This window comes from Marinobacter shengliensis (assembly GCF_003007715.1).
GTDB classification, from domain to species: Bacteria; Pseudomonadota; Gammaproteobacteria; order Pseudomonadales; family Oleiphilaceae; genus Marinobacter; species Marinobacter shengliensis.
The window spans coordinates 646,822-666,364 of sequence record NZ_PXNO01000027.1; the positions used below are offsets into that span (position 1 = coordinate 646,822).

At 58.4% G+C, this 19,543-nt stretch carries 15 protein-coding genes; 14 read left to right on the plus strand and 1 reads right to left on the minus strand.

Features of this window, described 5'->3' with window-relative positions; translation table 11 throughout:
• Positions 1-19 precede the first annotated feature (19 nt).
• From C7H10_RS16120 to C7H10_RS16175, 12 genes are all read left to right on the plus strand, one after another.
• Positions 20-2,077, plus strand: a complete 2,058-nt coding sequence (locus tag C7H10_RS16120) for a vWA domain-containing protein (RefSeq protein WP_106695658.1) — start codon at positions 20-22, stop codon at positions 2,075-2,077.
• Positions 2,078-2,095: 18 nt separating this feature from the next.
• Positions 2,096-2,938, plus strand: a complete 843-nt coding sequence (locus C7H10_RS16125; RefSeq protein WP_106695659.1) for an AAA family ATPase — start codon at positions 2,096-2,098, stop codon at positions 2,936-2,938.
• A gap of 22 nt (positions 2,939-2,960) precedes the next feature.
• Positions 2,961-4,139 carry a vWA domain-containing protein gene (locus tag C7H10_RS16130; protein ID WP_058089669.1) on the plus strand — a complete coding sequence of 393 codons (1,179 nt, stop codon included), beginning with the start codon at positions 2,961-2,963 and terminating at the stop codon, positions 4,137-4,139.
• Between the two features lie 438 nt (positions 4,140-4,577).
• Complete coding sequence (locus C7H10_RS16135; RefSeq protein WP_106695660.1) at positions 4,578-5,057, plus strand: AraC family transcriptional regulator; 480 nt, start codon at positions 4,578-4,580, stop codon at positions 5,055-5,057.
• Between the two features lie 6 nt (positions 5,058-5,063).
• A complete protein-coding gene (locus C7H10_RS16140; RefSeq protein ID WP_106695661.1) occupies positions 5,064-6,707 on the plus strand; it encodes a tetratricopeptide repeat protein in 1,644 nt (547 codons plus the stop codon).
• Positions 6,704-9,496 (plus strand): outer membrane protein assembly factor BamD, encoded by a 2,793-nt coding sequence (gene bamD, locus C7H10_RS16145; protein ID WP_106695662.1) that lies wholly within the window; start codon positions 6,704-6,706, stop codon positions 9,494-9,496. The genes C7H10_RS16140 and bamD overlap by 4 nt, the downstream gene beginning before the upstream one ends.
• Positions 9,497-9,602: 106 nt before the next feature.
• Positions 9,603-9,980 carry a tetratricopeptide repeat protein gene (locus tag C7H10_RS16150; RefSeq protein WP_244178312.1) on the plus strand — a complete coding sequence of 126 codons (378 nt, stop codon included), beginning with the start codon at positions 9,603-9,605 and terminating at the stop codon, positions 9,978-9,980.
• Complete coding sequence (locus C7H10_RS16155; RefSeq protein ID WP_106695664.1) at positions 9,977-10,312, plus strand: hypothetical protein; 336 nt, start codon at positions 9,977-9,979, stop codon at positions 10,310-10,312. Before C7H10_RS16150 ends, C7H10_RS16155 begins: the two co-directional genes overlap by 4 nt.
• Positions 10,313-10,337: 25 nt before the next feature.
• Positions 10,338-10,985, plus strand: a complete 648-nt coding sequence (locus tag C7H10_RS16160; protein ID WP_072678221.1) for a MotA/TolQ/ExbB proton channel family protein — start codon at positions 10,338-10,340, stop codon at positions 10,983-10,985.
• A gap of 42 nt (positions 10,986-11,027) precedes the next feature.
• A complete protein-coding gene (locus C7H10_RS16165) occupies positions 11,028-11,558 on the plus strand; it encodes an ExbD/TolR family protein (RefSeq protein ID WP_106695665.1) in 531 nt (176 codons plus the stop codon).
• Positions 11,555-12,043, plus strand: coding sequence for an ExbD/TolR family protein (locus C7H10_RS16170; protein WP_106695666.1), 489 nt, complete (start codon positions 11,555-11,557; stop codon positions 12,041-12,043). The genes C7H10_RS16165 and C7H10_RS16170 overlap by 4 nt, the downstream gene beginning before the upstream one ends.
• Positions 12,036-12,977 carry an AgmX/PglI C-terminal domain-containing protein gene (locus C7H10_RS16175; protein ID WP_106695667.1) on the plus strand — a complete coding sequence of 314 codons (942 nt, stop codon included), beginning with the start codon at positions 12,036-12,038 and terminating at the stop codon, positions 12,975-12,977. The genes C7H10_RS16170 and C7H10_RS16175 overlap by 8 nt, the downstream gene beginning before the upstream one ends.
• A 12-nt stretch (positions 12,978-12,989) precedes the next feature.
• Here the strand turns inward: C7H10_RS16175 and C7H10_RS16180 are convergent, their stop codons facing one another.
• A complete protein-coding gene (locus tag C7H10_RS16180; protein WP_106695668.1) occupies positions 12,990-13,475 on the minus strand; it encodes a MaoC/PaaZ C-terminal domain-containing protein in 486 nt (161 codons plus the stop codon).
• 234 nt (positions 13,476-13,709) lie between these two features.
• Here C7H10_RS16180 and C7H10_RS16185 point away from each other — a divergent pair, with 234 nt between their 5' ends.
• Both C7H10_RS16185 and hrpA read left to right on the plus strand, forming a co-directional pair.
• The gene (locus tag C7H10_RS16185; RefSeq protein ID WP_106695669.1) at positions 13,710-15,386 is read left to right on the plus strand and encodes a long-chain fatty acid--CoA ligase; all 1,677 of its coding nucleotides are present in this window, start codon (positions 13,710-13,712) and stop codon (positions 15,384-15,386) included.
• Positions 15,387-15,532: 146 nt separating this feature from the next.
• Positions 15,533-19,465, plus strand: coding sequence for an ATP-dependent RNA helicase HrpA (gene hrpA / locus C7H10_RS16190; RefSeq protein WP_106695670.1), 3,933 nt, complete (start codon positions 15,533-15,535; stop codon positions 19,463-19,465).
• The last annotated feature ends 78 nt before the right edge of the window (positions 19,466-19,543 follow it).

Consider the following 19,543-nt stretch of genomic DNA (forward strand, 5'->3'; position numbering starts at 1 on the left):
CAGACAGGTAAGGGTAGCTATGAAGCGAGTTCAGGTAATCCTCATGCTGGTGTTGGCCAGTTTTGTGCCAGCGCATTCCAGTGCCCAGGATTCAGGTCTGACATTACCCGAGCAGGCCGACGTGCGCATCATTGTTGATATCTCCGGCTCTATGAAGGAAACCGACCCGGAGAACCTTCGCCGGCCGGCGGTACGCTTGTTGGCTCGGATGCTGCCAGCGGGTGCCGAAGCCGGTGTCTGGACCTTTGGCCAGTATGTCAACATGCTGGTACCCCACGCCACTGTTGATGACGCCTGGCGTAACAGGGTGATAGAGCGTTCCGAGCAGATCAATTCCGTGGCCCTCTATACCAATCTCGGGCTGGCTATGGAAAAGGCCAGCGACGACTGGTTGTCTGGCGGAACACTGGAAAACACCCACCTGATTCTTCTGAGTGACGGCAAGGTTGATATTCCGGGCGGAGAGGCTGCCAGCCGTGAAGAGGAGCGGCACATCCTTGAAACCCTGCTGCCTTCCCTGAAAGCCAAAGGCGCCACTATCCATACTGTCGGCCTGTCGGAGTTGGCAGACATCACCTTTCTGCAGCGCCTGGCCCGGGAAACCGGCGGCAGCTTTCAACTGGCCAAAACCGCTGAAGCGCTCAACCTGGCGTTTGCGGATGCCCTGAACACGGCCGTACCGCAAGAACAGATTCCCATTGAGGGCGATGGCTTTGCGGTGGATGCTGGCGTCCGGGAATTTACCGCTTTGATCTTCACGGGCGGCTCTGACGCCGAAGCACGAAGCCTGGCCCTCTCTGAGCCGGATGGCGAGCCGTTCACGGCCAATAATCTGCCAGACAACGTGCGGTGGGCCGTGGAGCCGGGTTACGACCTGATTACCGTAACTGAACCGGCCGCCGGGCGATGGCGTATTGTTGGAGACCTCGGCCGAGGTAGCCGGGTGACGGTTGTCAGTGACTTGCGCATGGCCGTGAGTGAGGTGCCATCAGAATTCTCGGAAGAAACGCCGTTCAATCTGGAGGTCGTGTTTTTCGAGGAATCCGAGAAGATCAGGAATCGGGATTTTCTGGGTGTGATGCAGGTAAGCCTGTCGATCACCGCCAATGATGGCCGGCGGGGCACCAAGGTGCTGTCTGGCGACCAGCCTCCGGAAGATGGCGTGTATCGGGATACCGTGACGCGGCTGCCTGCTCCCGGGCGGTATCAGATTGATGTGGTGGCAGACGGCGGTACATTCTCCCGGAAATTCAGTGCAATGACCGCTTTCACTTTGCCGGGCGAGGAGCCTGAGCTGGCGGTGGTGTCTGAGCCTCTGGTGCCTGACCTCAGTGAACAGGTTGAACCCGAGGCGCCGGCTGAGCCAGAACCGGTCGAGGCGCCGGTGCCTGTCGAGGACCCGGAACCAATGCCTGTGCCAGAATCTGAGCCTGAACAGGCAAAAGCGCCCTCGGAGCCACAACCTGAACCGGTTCACGTACCGGAGAAAGGCACGTTGTGGGGAATACCGGTTTGGGCATTTGGGGCGGGTGCCGCCTTGCTGGTGGCCATTATTGGGCTGGGGCTTTTCGCCTGGCGCCAGAAGAAGTCCATTGCGGATGCTGAGCAGGCCGCCGCAGCGGAGAGAGAGACCCTGGAGGATCTGCCGGAGGAAGAGCCGGAGATCCCTGTGGTGGCAGCGGCCGTGCCAGACAGCGAACCGGATGAAACGCGGGAGCCCGAGGATGTCCCGGAACTGACCGAATCGCTTGAAAGCGATGAGATTCTGGAAACGGAAGATGACCAGATTCCCGTTGCCGATGATGCGGTTAACGAAGAGCCGGAAGACGATGAGACTTTGGCCGAAACTGATCCAGAGCCAGAGCCAGAGCCAGAGCCAGAGCCAGAGCCAGAGCCAGAGCCAGAGCCAGAGCCAGAGCCAGAGGAAGACGACGATGATGAGTTCGGTCTTGAAGACTTTGACTTGTCGGAGTTTGATGATCTGCCGGAGCTGGACGAATCAGAAGCGGACGACGAGGCTACGGACAAGTCCGAAGCTGACGACACCGATAAAGACGACGAAGATCAGAAAAAGTAACCAACAGGAAACAGACACATGAAGTTTACCGGTACCGATAAATACGTAGCCACCGATGACCTGCAGATGGCTGTAAACGCAGCAATCGCGCTCCAGCGCCCGTTGCTGATCAAAGGCGAGCCCGGCACCGGAAAAACCCTGCTGGCGGAAGAAATGGCCGCGGCGCTGGGTATGCGCCTGATTCCCTGGCACATCAAATCCACCACCAAGGCCCAGCAGGGCCTGTACGAGTATGATGCGGTATCCCGCCTTCGTGATTCCCAGCTGGGCGATGAAAAGGTCAAGGACATCCGTAACTACATCGTCAAGGGCAAGCTCTGGGAGGCCTTCGAGGCCGATGAGCAGGTGGTGCTCCTGATCGATGAAATCGACAAGGCCGACATCGAGTTCCCGAACGATCTGCTGCTGGAACTCGACCGCATGGAGTTCTTCGTATACGAAACCCAGGAATTCGTGAAAGCGAAGAAACGCCCGATTGTGGTCATTACCAGTAACAACGAAAAGGAGCTGCCAGACGCTTTCCTGCGCCGGTGCTTCTTCCACTACATCAGCTTCCCGGACCACGACACCATGAAAAACATCGTGGATGTGCATTTCCCGGGCCTTCAGCAACAGGTTGTGCGTGATGCCCTCGAAGTGTTCTTTGACGTGCGCAAGGTGCCCGGGCTGAAGAAAAAGCCGTCCACTTCGGAGCTGATTGACTGGTTGAAACTGCTGATGGCCGATGAGCTGTCTGCCAAGGCGCTTCAGGAGAAGGACAGCAGTTCTGCACTGCCGCCTCTGTATGGCGCCCTGGTGAAGAACGAGCAGGATGTTCACCTGCTGCAGAAGCTGGCGTTCATGGCACGTCGCCGCAACTGATCTCTGGCAAGAGTTTCGCTTTATGTTGATCGATTTTTTCCTCGAAGTGCGCCGGGCCAAGGTTCCGGCCAGTCTGCGAGAGTTCCTTGACCTGCTGGAAGCTATCCAGCAGCGCCTGGCGTTCGCAGACATGGAGGAGTTCTATTACCTGGCGCGGGTGTGCCTGGTGAAAGACGAAAGGCACTTCGACAAGTTTGACCGGGCCTTCAAGGCGTATTTTGAGGGCATCGAGAACCTGGACGATCTGCTCGAAGCCCTGATTCCTGACGACTGGCTAAGGGCCGAGTTCGAGAAGCACCTCACCGAGGAAGAGAAAGCCAAGATTGAGTCCCTGGGTGGCCTTGAGGAGTTGATTGATACCTTCAAGAAGCGCATGGAAGAGCAGAACGAGCGCCATGCCGGCGGCAATAAATGGATCGGGACCGGCGGTACTTCACCCTTTGGTGCCAATGGCTATAACCCTGAAGGCTTCCGGATTGGCCAGAAGAACGGCCGCCACGGCCGGGCCGTCAAGGTCTGGGAAAAACGGGAATACCGTGATCTCGACGACAGCATCACCCTGGGGCTGCGCAACATCAAGGTGGCCCTGCGCCGGTTGCGTAAATTCGCTCGACAGGGGGCGGCAGATCAACTGGATATGGATGACACCATCCGTTCCACCGCCCGCAACGCCGGCTACCTGGATCTGAAAATGGTGCCAGAGAGGCACAACGCGGTGAAGGTTCTGATCTTCTTCGACGTCGGCGGCTCCATGGACCCGCACGTCAAAGTATGTGAAGAGCTGTTCTCCGCCGCCAGGCTTGAGTTCAAGCACATGGAGTATTTCTACTTCCACAATTTTATCTATGAGAGTGTGTGGAAGAACAATATTCGCCGCATGAATGAGACCTTGAGCACCTGGGACATCCTGCACAAGTACACCCCGGACTATAAGGTTATCTTTGTTGGGGACGCCACCATGGCACCTTACGAGATTACCCATCCCGGTGGGTCTATCGAGCACTGGAACGAAGAAGCCGGCGCCACCTGGTTCCAGCGGGTGTCGGAGCATTTCCGCAAGGTGGTTTGGCTGAACCCGCTACCGGAAAGTTACTGGGGTAGCGGTGGTTCGCTGGGCATAACCAAGCAATTGGTCAATAATCATATGTACCCACTGACCATTGAGGGGCTTGAATCCGCCATGAAACACCTGAGCAAGTAGTTCTGTTCGAGGTGGGTGGATCAAAAAAAAGCCGATGCGGTTGAGGGCATCGGCAAAGCTCGGCATATTCAAGCGGGGGTTGCCAGAAGGCGCTCCCGCCGCTTTCCCCGTAGCAAGCCTTGGGCCACCCGAAATTAGTTTTTAATTATCAATTAGTTACTTTTTTTGCTCGGTCATGTCGACCGGTCTTTCCCGCTCCCGCCTTTTGTTCTGTCAAATAACTCGACACTTATTATTACGCCACTGCCGGTGAAAGTTTCATTTGGTGAATTGGATACCGTTCTTGGTTGTTAGCGGGTGTTAGTCTTTATTTCGAATTGTAACGGTGCCCGGTTGTGCCGGGGCCCGAGATCGCACGGCAGGAAAATTATGTTCGGCAAACAAAAATCACAACACTGCCGGATTGTCCCAAGGACCAAGGGGCTTTGGATATCCGGAATGATTGCCGTACTGGCATTCGGCTCTGTTTCAGCTTCATCGCTGGACGATGAAATCAACCGCCTGACGGCGGACGTTACCCGTCATTCGGCATCGGTGCATGCCCTTGAGCAACGCTTGCTGCACCCGGTGGATACCCGAGTCTCGGTGTTCCTGACCCTGGGAAACCGGCAGGCACTCAATCTTGATTCTGTTGAACTCTTTATCAACGATCAGCCCGTAGCGTCCCATCTGTACAGCGCCACGGAACGAACGTCGTTGGAGCAGGGTGGGGTGCAGCAGCTATTCGTTGGCAATATGGCTGACGGCAACCACCAGCTGAAGACGGTGATCAACGCCCGGGCTGCCAATAAGCGCTTTGTCCGCCGTGAGGTGGTTCACCGGTTTGATAAACGTCCCGGTACTTTGCGGCTGCAGATGAATCTTGATGCCCGGGCTCCGGACTACGAGCCGGAAGTCACGTTCCAGGAATGGAAGTAGCCGATCATGACGGGACCTGTTCGCACCGTTCATTGCGCTGCCCGGGCTTTGCTGGTGTTTTGCACCCTGGCGGTGCCTCAGGCAGGCGCATCTGAGTCTGTGCCGACAGAGCTGGCCGCTGGTGTTACCCGGTTTGCGCTGGACACCGGGAATATCGCACAGGCTATTCCTCTGGCTGGCCAGTTTAAAGGCGATTCTGCCGACTACCTTAGCGCGCGAGTGTTGCTGGCCAGTGGCCAGACCAGTGAGGCGAAACCGTTGCTGGAGCGTGTGTTCAACAGCAACGTTCATCGCGCCGATGCCGCCCTGGAGCTTGCCCGATTGGCAGAGGCAGAGAGTAATCAGGTCGAAGCAGTGCAGTGGTATCAGGAGGCTGCCCGAACCGGATTTGGCGAGGTTCGCCAGAGAGCACTGCTGAACCTTGCGGAAACACAGCGGCAGCAGGGAAAAACCGATCTTGCTGGCCAATACCTTGCCAGTATGGACGACGGTTACTGGGCCGCAATGGGATATATGAACCTGGCGGCCGATTTCGCCCGGGATGACCTTGATCCATCAAGGGCCCTGGTGTCTTTGAGGGTTGCCATGGCCATGGCCGCGAAAGACCCGGATGGTGCCCGTAGCGCGGATCTGCGCGATCAGCTTTATCTCCGGGCAGGCTATTTGTCCGTGCGCAACCAGGACTACGATAAGGCAACTGATTTCCTTGAGAAAGTCTCCCTGGAGAGCTATTACACCCCACAGGCCCTGTACCTGCATGGTTTCGCGCTGTCTGAAAAGGGCAACCACCGGGCGGCGATGCAGAGCTGGCACCGCGCCAAGAAATTCCCGCTGGCGTTTCCCGGGGTGGCTGACGCCTGGATCGGAATGGGCCGTGGATACGATCTTGCGGGCTATCCGGGGCAGGCCGGTGAAGCCTGGCTTGCTGCCAACGCAGCCTACGAAGGGGAGCGGGTAACGCTTGGTACGCTCGCAGAGCGAATCCGTGCTGAAGGTGCCTACAAGGCGTTGGTGGCAGACGCACGGGGCGCTGATACCCAATGGTTCCTTGCAGACAGCCGAACGTTGACCCAACCCCGGCTCGCCTACCTTCTTCGCTTCCTGGAGAGCGCAGAGGGACAGTTGGCGGTGGGGCGGGTGGCCCGGCTTGATGATCTGGCGTTCTCGCTGGAGAGCAGCAAGCATGATCTCGATGTATTTATCGGCGCCCTGGAAAACAACCATCATGGTGGTGGGGGCGGCCAACTGGCCGCGTTGCAGGATCAGCAAGACACGTTAGCCCGGCAACTTGAACAGCTTGCGGATCGCCAATTGAGTGCAGATCACATCGCCCGGCTCCGGCAGCTGCAGCGTTTGCTTCAGTCTGGTGGGCAGCGTCTGTCGTCCTTGCCCCGTCGTGAAGCCGGCAGGCAAGAGCAGTTGCAGGACACCCTTTCCGAGGCCCGGCGATTGCGGGATGAGATCTCCACCCTGCAGACCCGGGTGAGCAAAGCCCGCGCCCGGGCTGCTGAATACCTTGATGAAAAGGCACTGGCCCTGGTTGCTGCTGAACAGCAGCGTATGGCCCACTCCCTGGATAAAACCGAACAACAGATTGCGCACCTTTACGAGTATCTCGCGCTGGAAAACATCGGGGAGGCTGCCCGATGAATCGTCAATTTATGCGCCGGTCGTCGCTCGCTGTCATCCTGATATCTGCAATTCAAGGTGGGAACGTAGCGGCCCAGGAATCCTTCCGTGTGGAACTCGGCAGGGATGGCGAAACCCTGGGCGATATGCGCCCGGTGTTTCTCAAGTTTGAAAGCCGCCCTCTGCCTGCAATTTCGCCGAAAGAGGTGGCTCGTCGCTATCAAAAACTGTTCGAGAAGTCCGACGAACCGGAAGTCCGTATTGATGCGCTGAATCGCCTCAATAACATCCGCGACCGTTCCGGCCAGGATATCGGCTTCTCGGATGAGCAGCAGTCAGCGGTCTATGAAGAGGCTCTGGCCAGCTATGAGAGCATCCTGGCCCGTGGCTCCTTCTCCGGAAAACTCGACGAGTTGCTCTATCAGATGGCCAAAGCCCATGCACTGACTGGGCAACATGAAGAGTCCATCCAGCGACTCAGACAGTTGGTGGGCCTGTACCCTCGCTCGTCACTGGTGCCGGAAGCCCGGTTCCGGATTGCCGAAGCTGCCTATAACGCCGGCGAGTACCAGGAAGCGGAAACCGGGTATCGGCAGTTGATTGAAGGTGACGGTCACCAGGACCTGGCCATGAAAGCCCGTTACATGCTGGGTTGGAGCCAGTTCAAACAGGGGCCTGCGGCCTGGAACCGGTCGGCGGAGACGTTTATGGCATTGCTGGATCAACAGCTGCCCAGTGAAGCCACGTTGCTGGATCCGCCGCAGTCTGGCCTGGACATGATTGAAGACAGTTTTCGGGTGCTGGCTTTGATGGCCGCCCGGTCTGACAATTCTGAGACATTGGCCGAGTGGCTTGGCAACCGTGCGCCAGTGGCCTGGCCGCACCTCCTGTACGACCGGCTGGCAGATTTGCATGCCCTTGAAGGGCGTTTTGATCTGGCCGTTGGCATCAACCAGGCGTTCGCCGGGAACTATCCCGAGCATTCAGCCAGCCCGGATTTCCTCGCCCAGAGTGTGGATTACTGGCGGATGGCAGGCGACACCGTCAAGGCTCGCGAAGCCAGGGCAGACTATGTGGCCCGATACCAATCACAGCCAGAGTATCTAGAGTTGAGGGGCCAACAGCAGGCCCTCTGGCAGGACTATGCGCGCTTCCTCGGGGATTACCATTATGCCGCACAGGATTGGACCCTTGCGGCTGGCTACTATGAAGTACTTGCAGGCCACTCCGGCGACACCGGCAAACTGTTGCACCTGGCCGGCGATGCCCGGTTACAGGCCGGCAATCGTGACAAGGCTCTGGAGAACTATCGCAGCGCCGCTTACGGCGCTCGGGGTTCCGGCCAGCCATACGCCGATGCGGCCGAGGCCGGTTGGGCTGCTATCAAGGTGTTGAGATCGACCCTTGAGGAGAGCGCTGCCGGGGCAGACCGAGGCGTCTTGGCGGAACTGTCCAGTGAAGAGCAACAATTCGGCAATACCTTTGCGCAGGACGCCAGGCTTTCAGGTTTGAGGGCTGACCTGGCAAACCGCTGGTACGAGATTGGTGCTCAGGATGAGGCGCTGGCGTATGCGCGCTCGACACTGGTTCTTGAGTCGGCGAATAACGAAGAACGTTATGCCGCCTGGCTGGTGACCGCCCGGGTGCGTCAGAGGACGGGGGAGTACGGGCTGGAAGAGCGGGCCTGGCGACAGGCGCTGATGCTGGTGGACAAGGCGCCTGATGTGGCCACGACTCAGGATGAACCGGAGCAGATTCGTGAGCAGCTGGCGACCGCCATCTACCGGCAGGGAGAGAAAGCGGCGGCCAGTGGCGACACTGCCGTGGCGGTCGCCCATTTCCAGCGCGTGAATTCCGTTGTACCCGATTCCGAGATTGCCATCCGGGCGCGCTTTGATGCCAGTAATGCATTGCTCAAGGCTTCTGAATGGCAAACGGCCATTAACGAGCTGAACCGTTTCCGGCTCGACTACCCCGCCCATGAGCTCACGGATGAGGTCAGTGAAAAACTGGTCTACGCCTACCGGGAATCCCGCCAACCTCTGAAAGCAGCCGGCGAATTGATGGCGGCCTCTGAACGTGCGCAAAACCCATGGCCGTTGAGGCTGCGCGCTGCGGCGCTCTACCACCAGGCCGGCGAACTGCCCGAGCGCAATGCCCTGTATGTGGATTGGCTGGCGGTTGCTCCGGATCCGGATACGGCGGCTGACCATGTGCAACAGCAGACCATGCGCCAGAGATTGATTGAATCTGGCATTGATTCAGCGCGCCAGCAAAAGGCGCTGGTCACCCGTGAAGCTGCGAGCCAGTGGCACTCAGAAGAAACCCTGCTGTGGGCCGGCAAGGCGGCGCTGGCCCTGGGTGCTTCGGTGGCGCAGGGCTTTGCGGCTATTCGCCTGGAACATCCCCTGGAGCGGGCACTTGAACGCAAGCAAAGGGCAATGGAGCAGGCCCAGGCCTATTTCCTCGAAGCGGAATCTTTTGCCGGAGAAACTGTGGCATCAGAGGTGCTGTACCGAAGGGCCGAACTCTATCGCACCCTGGCGGCAGATTTAATGGCTTCTGAGGTACCGGCAGAACTCAATGAGCTGGAAGCCATGCAATACCAGATGCTTCTGGAAGAAGAAGCCTGGCCGCTGGAAGAGCGGGCAATGGAATTGCACTCCAGAAATCACGGGCGCATTGCCAGCCAGGGTTTTGATGAATGGATTGGTCAGAGCCTGGAGGCGCTGGCCGTGATGCACCCGGGGCGTTACGACCGTGAACTTCGCTGGATGAGTTGGAACATGGAGGACAACGATGGTGTGTAACTCCTTTCACTACGGAAAACGTGCTCTGATCCTTGTTGTCCTTGCTGGCCTGACGGCTTGTGCCGCAGGACCGGGGAAAGCACCGGGTCAAGCGGCGGTACAGCCCGTGCATTCGCCGGAGCAGGCGAGAGAATGGGCCATAAAGGGCGTGAACGCCCATGAGAACGGCGACATCCCCGGGGCCATCAAGGCCTGGCAGACCTCGGTGGCCCTGGACCCCAGCGATGCGACAACGGTCAATAACCTGGCGCTTTTGCTGAAACAGCAAAACCATTTCCGGGACGCGGCCAACCTGCTGGAGCAGGGCGTGGAGGCGGCTCCGGACGTTGCCCAACTACATTACAACCTGGCGGTGATCAGTGAGCTTTATCTGTTGGATCTTGATAAGGCACTGGCCCATTACCAGCGATACCGGGCGTTGACCGCTGACGAAGACAAGCTGGTGGCTGGCTGGATTGCCGACCTTGAGCGGAGGCTGCAATGAGCATTGGCCGGAATCTTCTTCGCCTCTGTTTGGTTGTGCTGGCCAGTGGTTTGTTCCAGGTGGCCACGGCCGGAGACCCGGAACAATCCGCCCTGACTGTGAGCGGCTTGTCTGCCAGCGTGGGGGAAGATGACCCCAGGGTGCTTTACATTCTGCCCTGGCAGAACCCGACGCTGCCCAGAAGGCCCAGGGCAGAGCTCAATAGCCAGGCGCCGGAGCTTAACCAACCCCTTTCCCCTCAGGTGCTGGAGAATCATCGCCAGTTCCGGGAATCCCTGAACCCATTGGTCCTGGAGCCAGCCGTTAATGCGGCTGGTCCGGGCCAACCGTGACCCTGCAGTAAACGGAGACAAAGGCATGCTCGATACCATCATTCGATTCTTTCAGGACGGCGGTCCATTTATGTACCCCATTGCCATAGTGCTGGCGTTGGGGCTGGCGATCACCCTTGAGCGGTTTCTGTATCTGGGGTCGGTGCGGCGGCGCAACCGCCTGGCGTTTGAGCGGGGTATTCTGCCCGCCCTCCAAAAACGGGACTACCAACGGGCCATGAAAGCGGCAACCAGTTCCGACAGTGCCATTGCTTCGGTGCTCGGGGCGGGTATTTCCCGGTTGTTGAATAACAGTCGCCGTGAAGATATCGAATACGCCATGGAAGAGGGTTTGATGGAAGTGCTGCCGCGCCTGGAAAAGCGCACTCAGTACCTGGCAACCCTGGCCAATGTGGCCACTCTTTTGGGCCTTCTGGGCACCATTATTGGCTTGATCGCGGCGTTCACTGCCGTTGCCGCAGCTGATCCGGCCCAGAAGGCCACGCTGTTGTCGGAAAGCATCTCGGTAGCCATGAACACGACCGCCTTTGGCCTGATATCCGCCATTCCTTTGTTGTTGTTCCACGCCTTGCTGCAAACACGAACCAATGAAATCGTGGACAGCTTCGAGATGGCCGGGGTCAAGCTGTTGAATATGGTGTCAGATCCCGACGTTGGCAGGGTAGCCGCCTGATGCACCTCGTGTTTCAGCCATTGTAAACAGGAGTATGGCGATATGAGACGCAGACATCGCAGGCTGACGGCTCAGGCGGATCTGGACATTACCGCGTTTCTGAACCTGATGATTGTACTGGTGCCGGTGTTGTTACTGGGCATGGTGTTCACCCAGATCCGGATGATTGAGCTGAACTTCCCCGGCATGGAAGCCGGGCAGGCACCGGCCTCTGAGAATTTTCGGCTGGTGGTGACCGTCATTCCCGCCGGCCTGGAAGTAGCCGACAGTGAGCGCGGGCTGATTGAAGTGCTACCGGTCAAGGATGGTAGCCAGGACTACCAGGGGCTCAGCGCCATTCTTCAGCAGATCAAGGCCCGCATTCCGGACAAAACCGACGTGACCCTCGAAGTGGGCCCGGATGTGGATTATCAGACATTGGTAACGGTCATGGATACGGTACGCTCTTACCCGGCGGTTGTTGCCGCCAGTGTGGTCGAGGCTGAGTTATTCCCGGATGTGTCCCTGATGGATGCAGGTGAGGATCGTACTCTGGCGCAGCGGGCCGCGGCAGCGGATGGAGGCGGCGTATGAAGGCATCGCGTCGCGCCCGTCTGCGCCAACGCCATTACGGCAGGATGCACAAGGCCGGTGGCCTGAACCTGGTGTCGCTGATGGATATCTTCACCATTCTGGTGTTCTTTCTGATGGTGAATTCCTCCGATGTGAAGGTCATGCAGAATACGGCAGACGTGCCTTTGCCGACCTCGACGGCGGAGAAAGAGGCCGTGGAGAACCTGACTGTGCAGATCAGTGGCCGATCCATTCTGGTTCAGGGCCGGGAAGTGGCGAGGCTGGACGGCATTGAGGCCTCGGACACCCACATAGCGGGATTGTCTGAAGAGCTGGCGTATCGCCGGGGCCGTTGGGCGGAAGTGCCAGACCAGGGCCTGGAAGTCACCATCATGGCGGGGAAGGAGACGGACTACCGGTTACTGCGTAAGATTATGCAAACCTGTGTAGACGAGGATTTCCGGCAGGTCCGGTTGGCGGTAGAGGCGGAGGTGCGCAATGGCTGAACGCAGGCCAAGCACGCAAACTGCCCGCCTTCCGTGGAGCAGGGATGGACGGGAGAGCGCGCGTTTCGGTGTGATACTTGCGGTCATGCTTGCGCTGTTTCTGTTGCCGGCCATGATTATCCCCACTCTGCAAATACCTGAACCGGAACGGTCGGAAGCAGAGCGCATTCCGCCGCGGCTGGCGCAGTTGGTGGAGGCGCCAAAACCCGTTGTAGTTGAGGTACCAGATCCTGAGCCCTCGCCTGAACCCGAGCCCGAGCGTGCAGAGGCCGAACCCGTCGTGGCCGACCCGGAACCCCGTCCGGAACCCAGGGTATCGGCACCCCCGGAGCAGACGGCCGAGCAGGCCCGGGAAAATGCCGCACGTTCTGGTTTGTTTGCCATGAAAGACCGGCTTGCGGCACTGAAGGCGCCCGAGCCGTTAGCCCGGCCCGAGAACCGGACCGCCAACGTTGGTGATGTACAGGCAGAGGTGCAGCAACCGCAAGACGACCGCTCCAGGGTGTTAGCCGGCAGTGGCGGCGTCCAGAGCCGTGAGGGGCCAGCCCGGGAAGTGGCGCTCGCAGAGCAGACGGTGCAAGCCGTCTCTGCGCCTCAGGAAGACCTAGCGGTTGCCCCGGCGACCGAGGGCAGGCCCTCGGTAGGTGAGCGGGCCATGAGCAATATACGGCAGGTGTTCGATACCCAGAAAAGTGTGCTTTATGCCCTTTACCAGCGGGAACTGCGACAGGACCCGACGCTTGAAGGAAAGGTCACATTGGAGTTGGTGATAGAGCCGGATGGCTCAGTATCTGCCTGCCAGGTCGTCAGCTCTGAGCTGGGTAACCCGGCCCTGGAGCAACGCATTGCAATGCGGGTACAGATGTTCAACTTTGGCGCAGATAATGTCGAAACCCGGAAGGTTCGATTCCCGATCGATTTCCTCCCGGGCTGACAGGGCCCGACCTCAGCTTTCGATAGTAATTTTCGGCAGGCGTGGCTTTTGCAATGATATTTTCTCGGTGGGGGCGATGACCTTCGCCTCGCCGGTCACCACCTGGCTGTCATTCTGATTGCGCACATCGCACTGGAGTACCACGCGGTTCTTCGGTTCTTTGCGCAGAACGGTGAGGGTGACGGTCAGGGTGTCGTCCAGTTTGACCGGGCGCTTGAACGCCAGGCTCTGCTCAAGGTAAATGGTGCCGGGGCCGGGCATAACCGTGGCCAGTGCGGCAGAAATCAGTGAGCCACTCCACATACCATGGGCAATGCGCTCCTTGAACATGGACTCTGCAGCAAACTCGGAGTCCAGGTGAACCGGGTTCACATCGCCCGACACCGCAGCAAACAATACCAGCTCATCTTCGGTCAGTGTCCGGGTGAAGGTGGCAGAGTCGCCCTCGTTCAATTCGTCATAGGTAATATTTTCAAGGGTATCCAGGGTGTCGCTCATCACAGACTCCGGTGACGGAAGAAGTGTTTGAAAGGGGTATACAGTTGTACCGTTTAACGCTTCGAAAACTACCTCATCGTTAACAAAACTGCTATTCTCTCCCGACTTTTTAAGGCTGAGACTTTTGTCGGGTTGATTTTTTGACCAGCTCGGCCTTGGCAAAACATTACAATCAGGGAGCTTCTGAACCCATCCGGTGGCTCCCCAATAGCGCCAATCAGACAGGAGATGGTGATGGATTTTGAGCAGTTCTATCAAGACAAGTACCCCGCCGGCATTCCCCGTGAGGTAGATCTCAAGAAATACAAAAACATGGTGGATGTATTTGAACAGGCTGTTAAGAAGTTTGCAGACAAGCCTGCGTTCACTGCGGTTGGCGTCACCCTGACATACCGGGATCTTGATACTCAGAGCCGTAATTTTGCGGCCTGGCTGCAGAACAAAACCGATCTCAAACCGGGTGATCGCATTGCGGTGCAAATGCCCAACATTACCCAGTACCCGGTGATTGTCTTCGGTGCCATGCGTGCTGGCCTGATCGTTGTTAACACCAACCCGCTGTATACCACCCGTGAAATGGAGCACCAATTCAACGATTCCGGTGCCAAGGCGCTGGTGGTGCTGGCCAACATGGCAGACAACGCGGAGAAAGTGCTGCCCCATACCGGCATTGAGCACGTGATCGTGACTGAAATTGCCGATATGCATTCACCCATCAAGCGTACCCTGATGAACGCTGTGGTGAAGCACGTCAAGAAGATGGTTCCGTCCTACAACCTGCCGACTGCCCACAAACTGCCGGCGGTGCTCAGTGCCGGTGCCCGTGAGAAGTTCACTCCGGTTGACATCAATCTGGACGACCTGGCTGTACTGCAGTACACCGGTGGCACCACGGGTGTCGCCAAGGGCGCGATGCTGACCCACGCTAACCTGGTGGCCAACCTGACCCAGGTGCGCCCTATGATGGAAGACCAGGTAGAAGAGGGCAAGGAAGTGGTGATTGCACCGCTGCCGCTGTACCACATCTACTCGTTTACCCTGAACTGCGGCATCATGCTGGAAGCCGGCGCCCACAACGTTCTGATCCCGAACCCGCGCGATATTCCGGGCTTCGTGAAGGAAATGCAGAAGCAGAAGTTCTCTGCTTTCATTGGCCTGAACACCCTGTTCGTGGCCCTATGTAACAACGAGGACTTCCAGGATCTGGATTTCTCCGGCCTGAAGCTGACGGCTTCTGGTGGTATGGCGCTGACCAGCGATACCGCAAAAATGTGGGAGCGGGTGACCGGTTGTGAAATCAGTGAAGGTTACGGCATGACTGAAACCTCTCCGGTGGTTACCTTCAACCCCCGCAGCGCCATCCAGATCGGCACCATCGGCCTGCCGATCCCGTCCACCGTGGTTAAAACCATCGACGACGACGGCAACGAAACACCCATCGGTGAGCCCGGGGAACTGTGTGTGAAAGGCCCGCAGGTGATGCGTGGTTACTGGCAGCGCCCGGAAGACACACAGAAGTCCTTCACTGACGATGGCTTCCTGAAAACCGGTGACGTTGCACTGATCCAGGAAGATGGCTATATCCGCATTGTTGATCGCAAGAAAGACATGATCATTGTGTCTGGCTTCAATGTGTTCCCGAACGAGATTGAAGACGTGGTAACCAGCCATCCGAAAGTGGTTGAGTGCGCCGCTGTGGGCATTCCGGACGCCAAGAGTGGCGAGGCCGTCAAGGTCTACGTGGTGCCCACGAAAGAGGGTGTCACCGCAAACGAACTCAAAGAGTTCTGCCGCGAGCGCCTGACCGCCTACAAAGTGCCCAAGCACTTTGAGTTCCGGGACGAGCTGCCCAAGAGTAACGTGGGCAAGATTCTTCGCCGTGAACTGCGGGACGAAGCCAACGCCAAGTAAACGGCGAATGGTGCAACCCTTAGGTTGAACTGCTTCCCACAAAGACCCTGCTCAGGCAGGGTCTTTGTGTTTCTACCGTTTGGATTTCCCGCTAGACTGTGGCGCCTTGTGATGCATCTATCAATCCATGAGTCTGTTGCCGTTCAATGACTGACAAAACAACGCCCGATAACGCCCAACCCACGGCTGCTGATCCTCAGGCGGCAGTGAAGGCCGTTATGAGCCAGCTGGATGTCTGTAACCAGCAGGAAGCGGCGCGCATTATCCGCAGAGTGGGCCGAACCAAGGGCAAGCCGGGCCAGAAAGACCTGGAACAGATGGCGAACTGGTTGGAACAGGGGCTTGAGAAGGTGCGCCAGCGTCAGGCGCTGCACCGCCCAGCGAGTTTTCCGCCGGGACTACCGGTCAGTGATCGGGTGGACGACATCAGCGAGGCCATTCGTCATCATCAGGTGGTGATCATCGCCGGTGAAACCGGCTCCGGTAAAACCACCCAGATTCCGAAAATCTGCCTGAACCATGGCCGTGGCGTTCGTGGGCTGATTGGCCACACCCAACCGCGCCGGATCGCCGCGCGCAGTGTCGCCGCCCGTATCGCCGAAGAGCTTGGTGAACAGGTTGGCCAGCAGATCGGTTACCAGGTGCGCTTTACCGACAACACCTCGGAGGCGTCCCGGGTCAAGGTCATGACCGATGGCATCCTGCTGGCGGAGATCCAGCACGACCGCTTTCTGGATCGTTATGACACGCTGATTATCGATGAGGCCCATGAACGAAGCCTGAATATCGATTTCCTGCTCGGGTACCTCAAGCAACTGTTACCGAAACGGCCGGATCTGAAAGTCATCATTACCTCCGCCACCATTGAGGTTGATCGCTTCAGCGAGTTCTTCGATAAAGCACCGGTTATTGAGGTCAGCGGCCGAACGTTTCCGGTGGACGTCCGCTATCGGCCCCTGACCGGCGATGAAGACGACCGTGACCAGGGCTGGACCGACGGCGTACTGTCAGCCATTGAGGAGATCGAACAGCACGAACGCAAGGAGAAGCAGCCCCCAGGAGATGTGCTGGTGTTCCTGCCGGGTGAGCGGGAAATTCGGGCGCTCAGTAAAGTGCTGCGGCATGCGGAGTTGCGACACACCGAAGTATTGCCGTTATATTCCCGGCTCAGTAACCAGGAACAGAACCGGGTTTTCCAGGCCCATAAAGGCCGGCGGCTTGTGTTGTCCACCAACGTGGCGGAAACCTCGCTGACGGTACCCGGTATTCGTTACGTGATCGATACGGGGGTTGCCCGTATCAGCCGTTACAGCGTTCGCTCCAAGATTCAGCGGTTGCCGATCGAGCCGATCTCCCAGGCCAGCGCCAACCAGCGGGCGGGGCGTTGCGGGCGGGTGGCGCCGGGTATTTGTTTTCGGCTTTATGATGAAGCCGATTTTCTTAACCGGCCCGAGTATACCGACCCGGAAATCCTGAGAACCAATCTGGCCTCGGTCATCCTGCAAATGGCCACCTCGGGCCTGGGCGATATCCAGAATTTCCCCTTCCTGGAAGCGCCGGATCGCCGCCAGGTGAACGATGGCTACAAGCTGCTGGAAGAGCTGAGCGCTGTTGACGATAAACGCCGAGTGAGCCGTCTCGGCCGGACCATGGCACGCCTGCCACTGGACCCGCGCCTGGCACGGATGCTGGTGACGGCCGCTGAGCAGGGCAGCCTGAGCGAAGTGCTGATTGTGATTGCCGGCCTCAGTGTCCAGGACCCAAGAGAGCGGCCCCAGGATAAACAGCAGGCAGCCGACCAGGCCCACGCACCGTTCAACGACAAGGAATCGGACTTTGCCACCTTGTTGAATATCTGGAACTGGTTTGAGGAGCAACGCCAGGAGCAATCCCAGAACCAGCTAAAGAGGCTTTGCCAGAAAACCTTCCTGAGCTGGATGCGAATGCGCGAGTGGCGGGATATTCACCGGCAACTGACGTTGATCTGTCGGGAGCAGAAACTGGCACTGAACAAGCAGCCGGCAAGCTATGAGTCCATGCACAAGGCGATTCTTGCCGGTTTGCTGGGTCATGTGGCGGTTAAGGTTGAGAAGCGGGAATACCTGGCCACTCGAAATCGGAAAGTGATGATCTTTCCTGGTTCGAAGGTGGCCAAGTCCGGGCCCAAGTGGATTGTGGCGGCGGAAATTGTGGAAACCAGCAAGGTATTCGCCCGCATGGTTGCCGCCATCCAGCCGGAATGGGTTGAACCCCTGGCGGGCCATGTGGTGAAACACCACTTTTTCGAACCTCACTGGGAGCAGAAGCGTGCCCAGGTGATGGGTTACGAGAAGGTGACGCTTTATGGACTCGATATCGTCGCCAAGCGGCGGATTCCCTACGCCAAGGTAGATCCGGAGGAATGCCGGAATCTGTTCATCCGGCGCGCCCTGGTGGAGGGTGATTACCGCTCAAAGGCTCCGTTTATTGCCCGCAATCGGGAGATGCTCGATACCGTCGAGAACCTGGAGAAGAAAACCCGCCGTCGTGACCTGTTGGTGGATGACGAGGTGTTGGTGGCCTTTTACGACCAGAGGCTGCCGAAAGACATTGTTAGCGGTCGCCACTTTGAAAGCTGGTGGAAGGGCCTGTCTGCCGACGAACTTCGCAAACTGGAGCTGACCGAGGCCGATGTCTTGCAGCGCCCGCTGGACCAGGGCGCAGCGGAGCAATATCCGGATTATCTGGAGTGGGAAGGCGTCAAGTACCCGCTCAGTTACGAATTCGAGCCCACCAGCGAGCGGGACGGGGTAACCCTGCAGGTGCCGTTGATGGCGCTCAAGCAGATTCCGTCACGCCGGCTGGAATGGCTGGTGCCGGGGCTGTTGCGAGAAAAATGCATCGCCCTGGTGAAAGGGTTGCCCAAATCCCTGCGCCGTAACTTTGTGCCGGTTCCGGATTTCGTCGATGCCGCCCTCGCCAACATGCAGCCTGGCAACGAGCCCCTTGCCCTGAAACTGGGGGATCAACTGCGCCGGATGACCGGTGTGCAGATTGATCCGGAAGCCTGGCCGGAGGACGAATTGCCCCGGCACCTGCGGATGAACCTTCGGGTAACCGGAGACAAAGGCAAAGTGGTGGCAGAGAGCCGGGATACCGACGATTTGCAGGCCAAGCTGGAGGGTCGGGCGGAAGCGGCGCTGGCCTCGGCTACCAGCGACGATGATCGTTCGAGAGCACCGAAAGAATTCAGTGACTGGCAGTTTGGCAATATGCCCGAGCAGGTGCAGACCGAAAAAGGCGGTATGCAGGTAACCGTCTATCCCGCCCTTGAGGACCTGGGCAAGCAAGTACGGTCCATTCGCTGCCTGGACCGGTTAACCGCTGAGGACACCCTGCGCCGGGGTATTGCCCGGCTGATCATCAACCGGTTTGGCAACACCCTCGCGGACCTTGAGCGCAAGCTGCCCCGGTTCAAACAGTCCGCGCTGATGTTTGCCCCGGTAGGACAGGCGAAGGTGCTGCTGGACGATCTGTTGTTGTCTGCGGTGATGCAACACTTCCTGCCCGGAACCCTGCCCAGAGACGAAGAAAGCTTTATCCGAGTGTTCGATGCCCACCGCGGGGATTTTATTCCGGCGTTAGAGCAGGCCGACGAACGCCTTTACCAGGCTATGGCCGGTTACCAGAAAGTGGCCAAACAGCTCAAGGGCAAAATTAACCTGGCGCTGGCGCAGAGCATGGCAGATCTGAAATTCCAGCTTCAGCACCTGGTCTATCCGGGCTTCCTGGTGGCCACGCCATCCCAGTGGCTGGAACGCTTCGGGGTGTATTTCGAGGCTGCCTTGATTCGCCTGGAAAAAATGCCCAGGGAGATGGGCCGCGAGCGCGAATTCCTGCACACCATTGAGCCACTGTGGGCCCGCTACGCCACCAAGCTGGAACAGCAGAAACGCCAAGGTGTGCGGGACCCTGAACTGGAGCTGTACCGCTGGATGCTGGAAGAATACCGGGTCTCATTCTTTGCCCAACAACTGGGCACGGCGATGACCGTATCGGCCAAGCGACTTGACAAACAGTGGCAGAACACACGGGTGTAGGGCCTGAACAGGGTGCTTCTCGGGCCAGTGTGAGGAAGGGTTGCACCGTTCTGGTGCTACTGGACTTTGGTCAGGCGG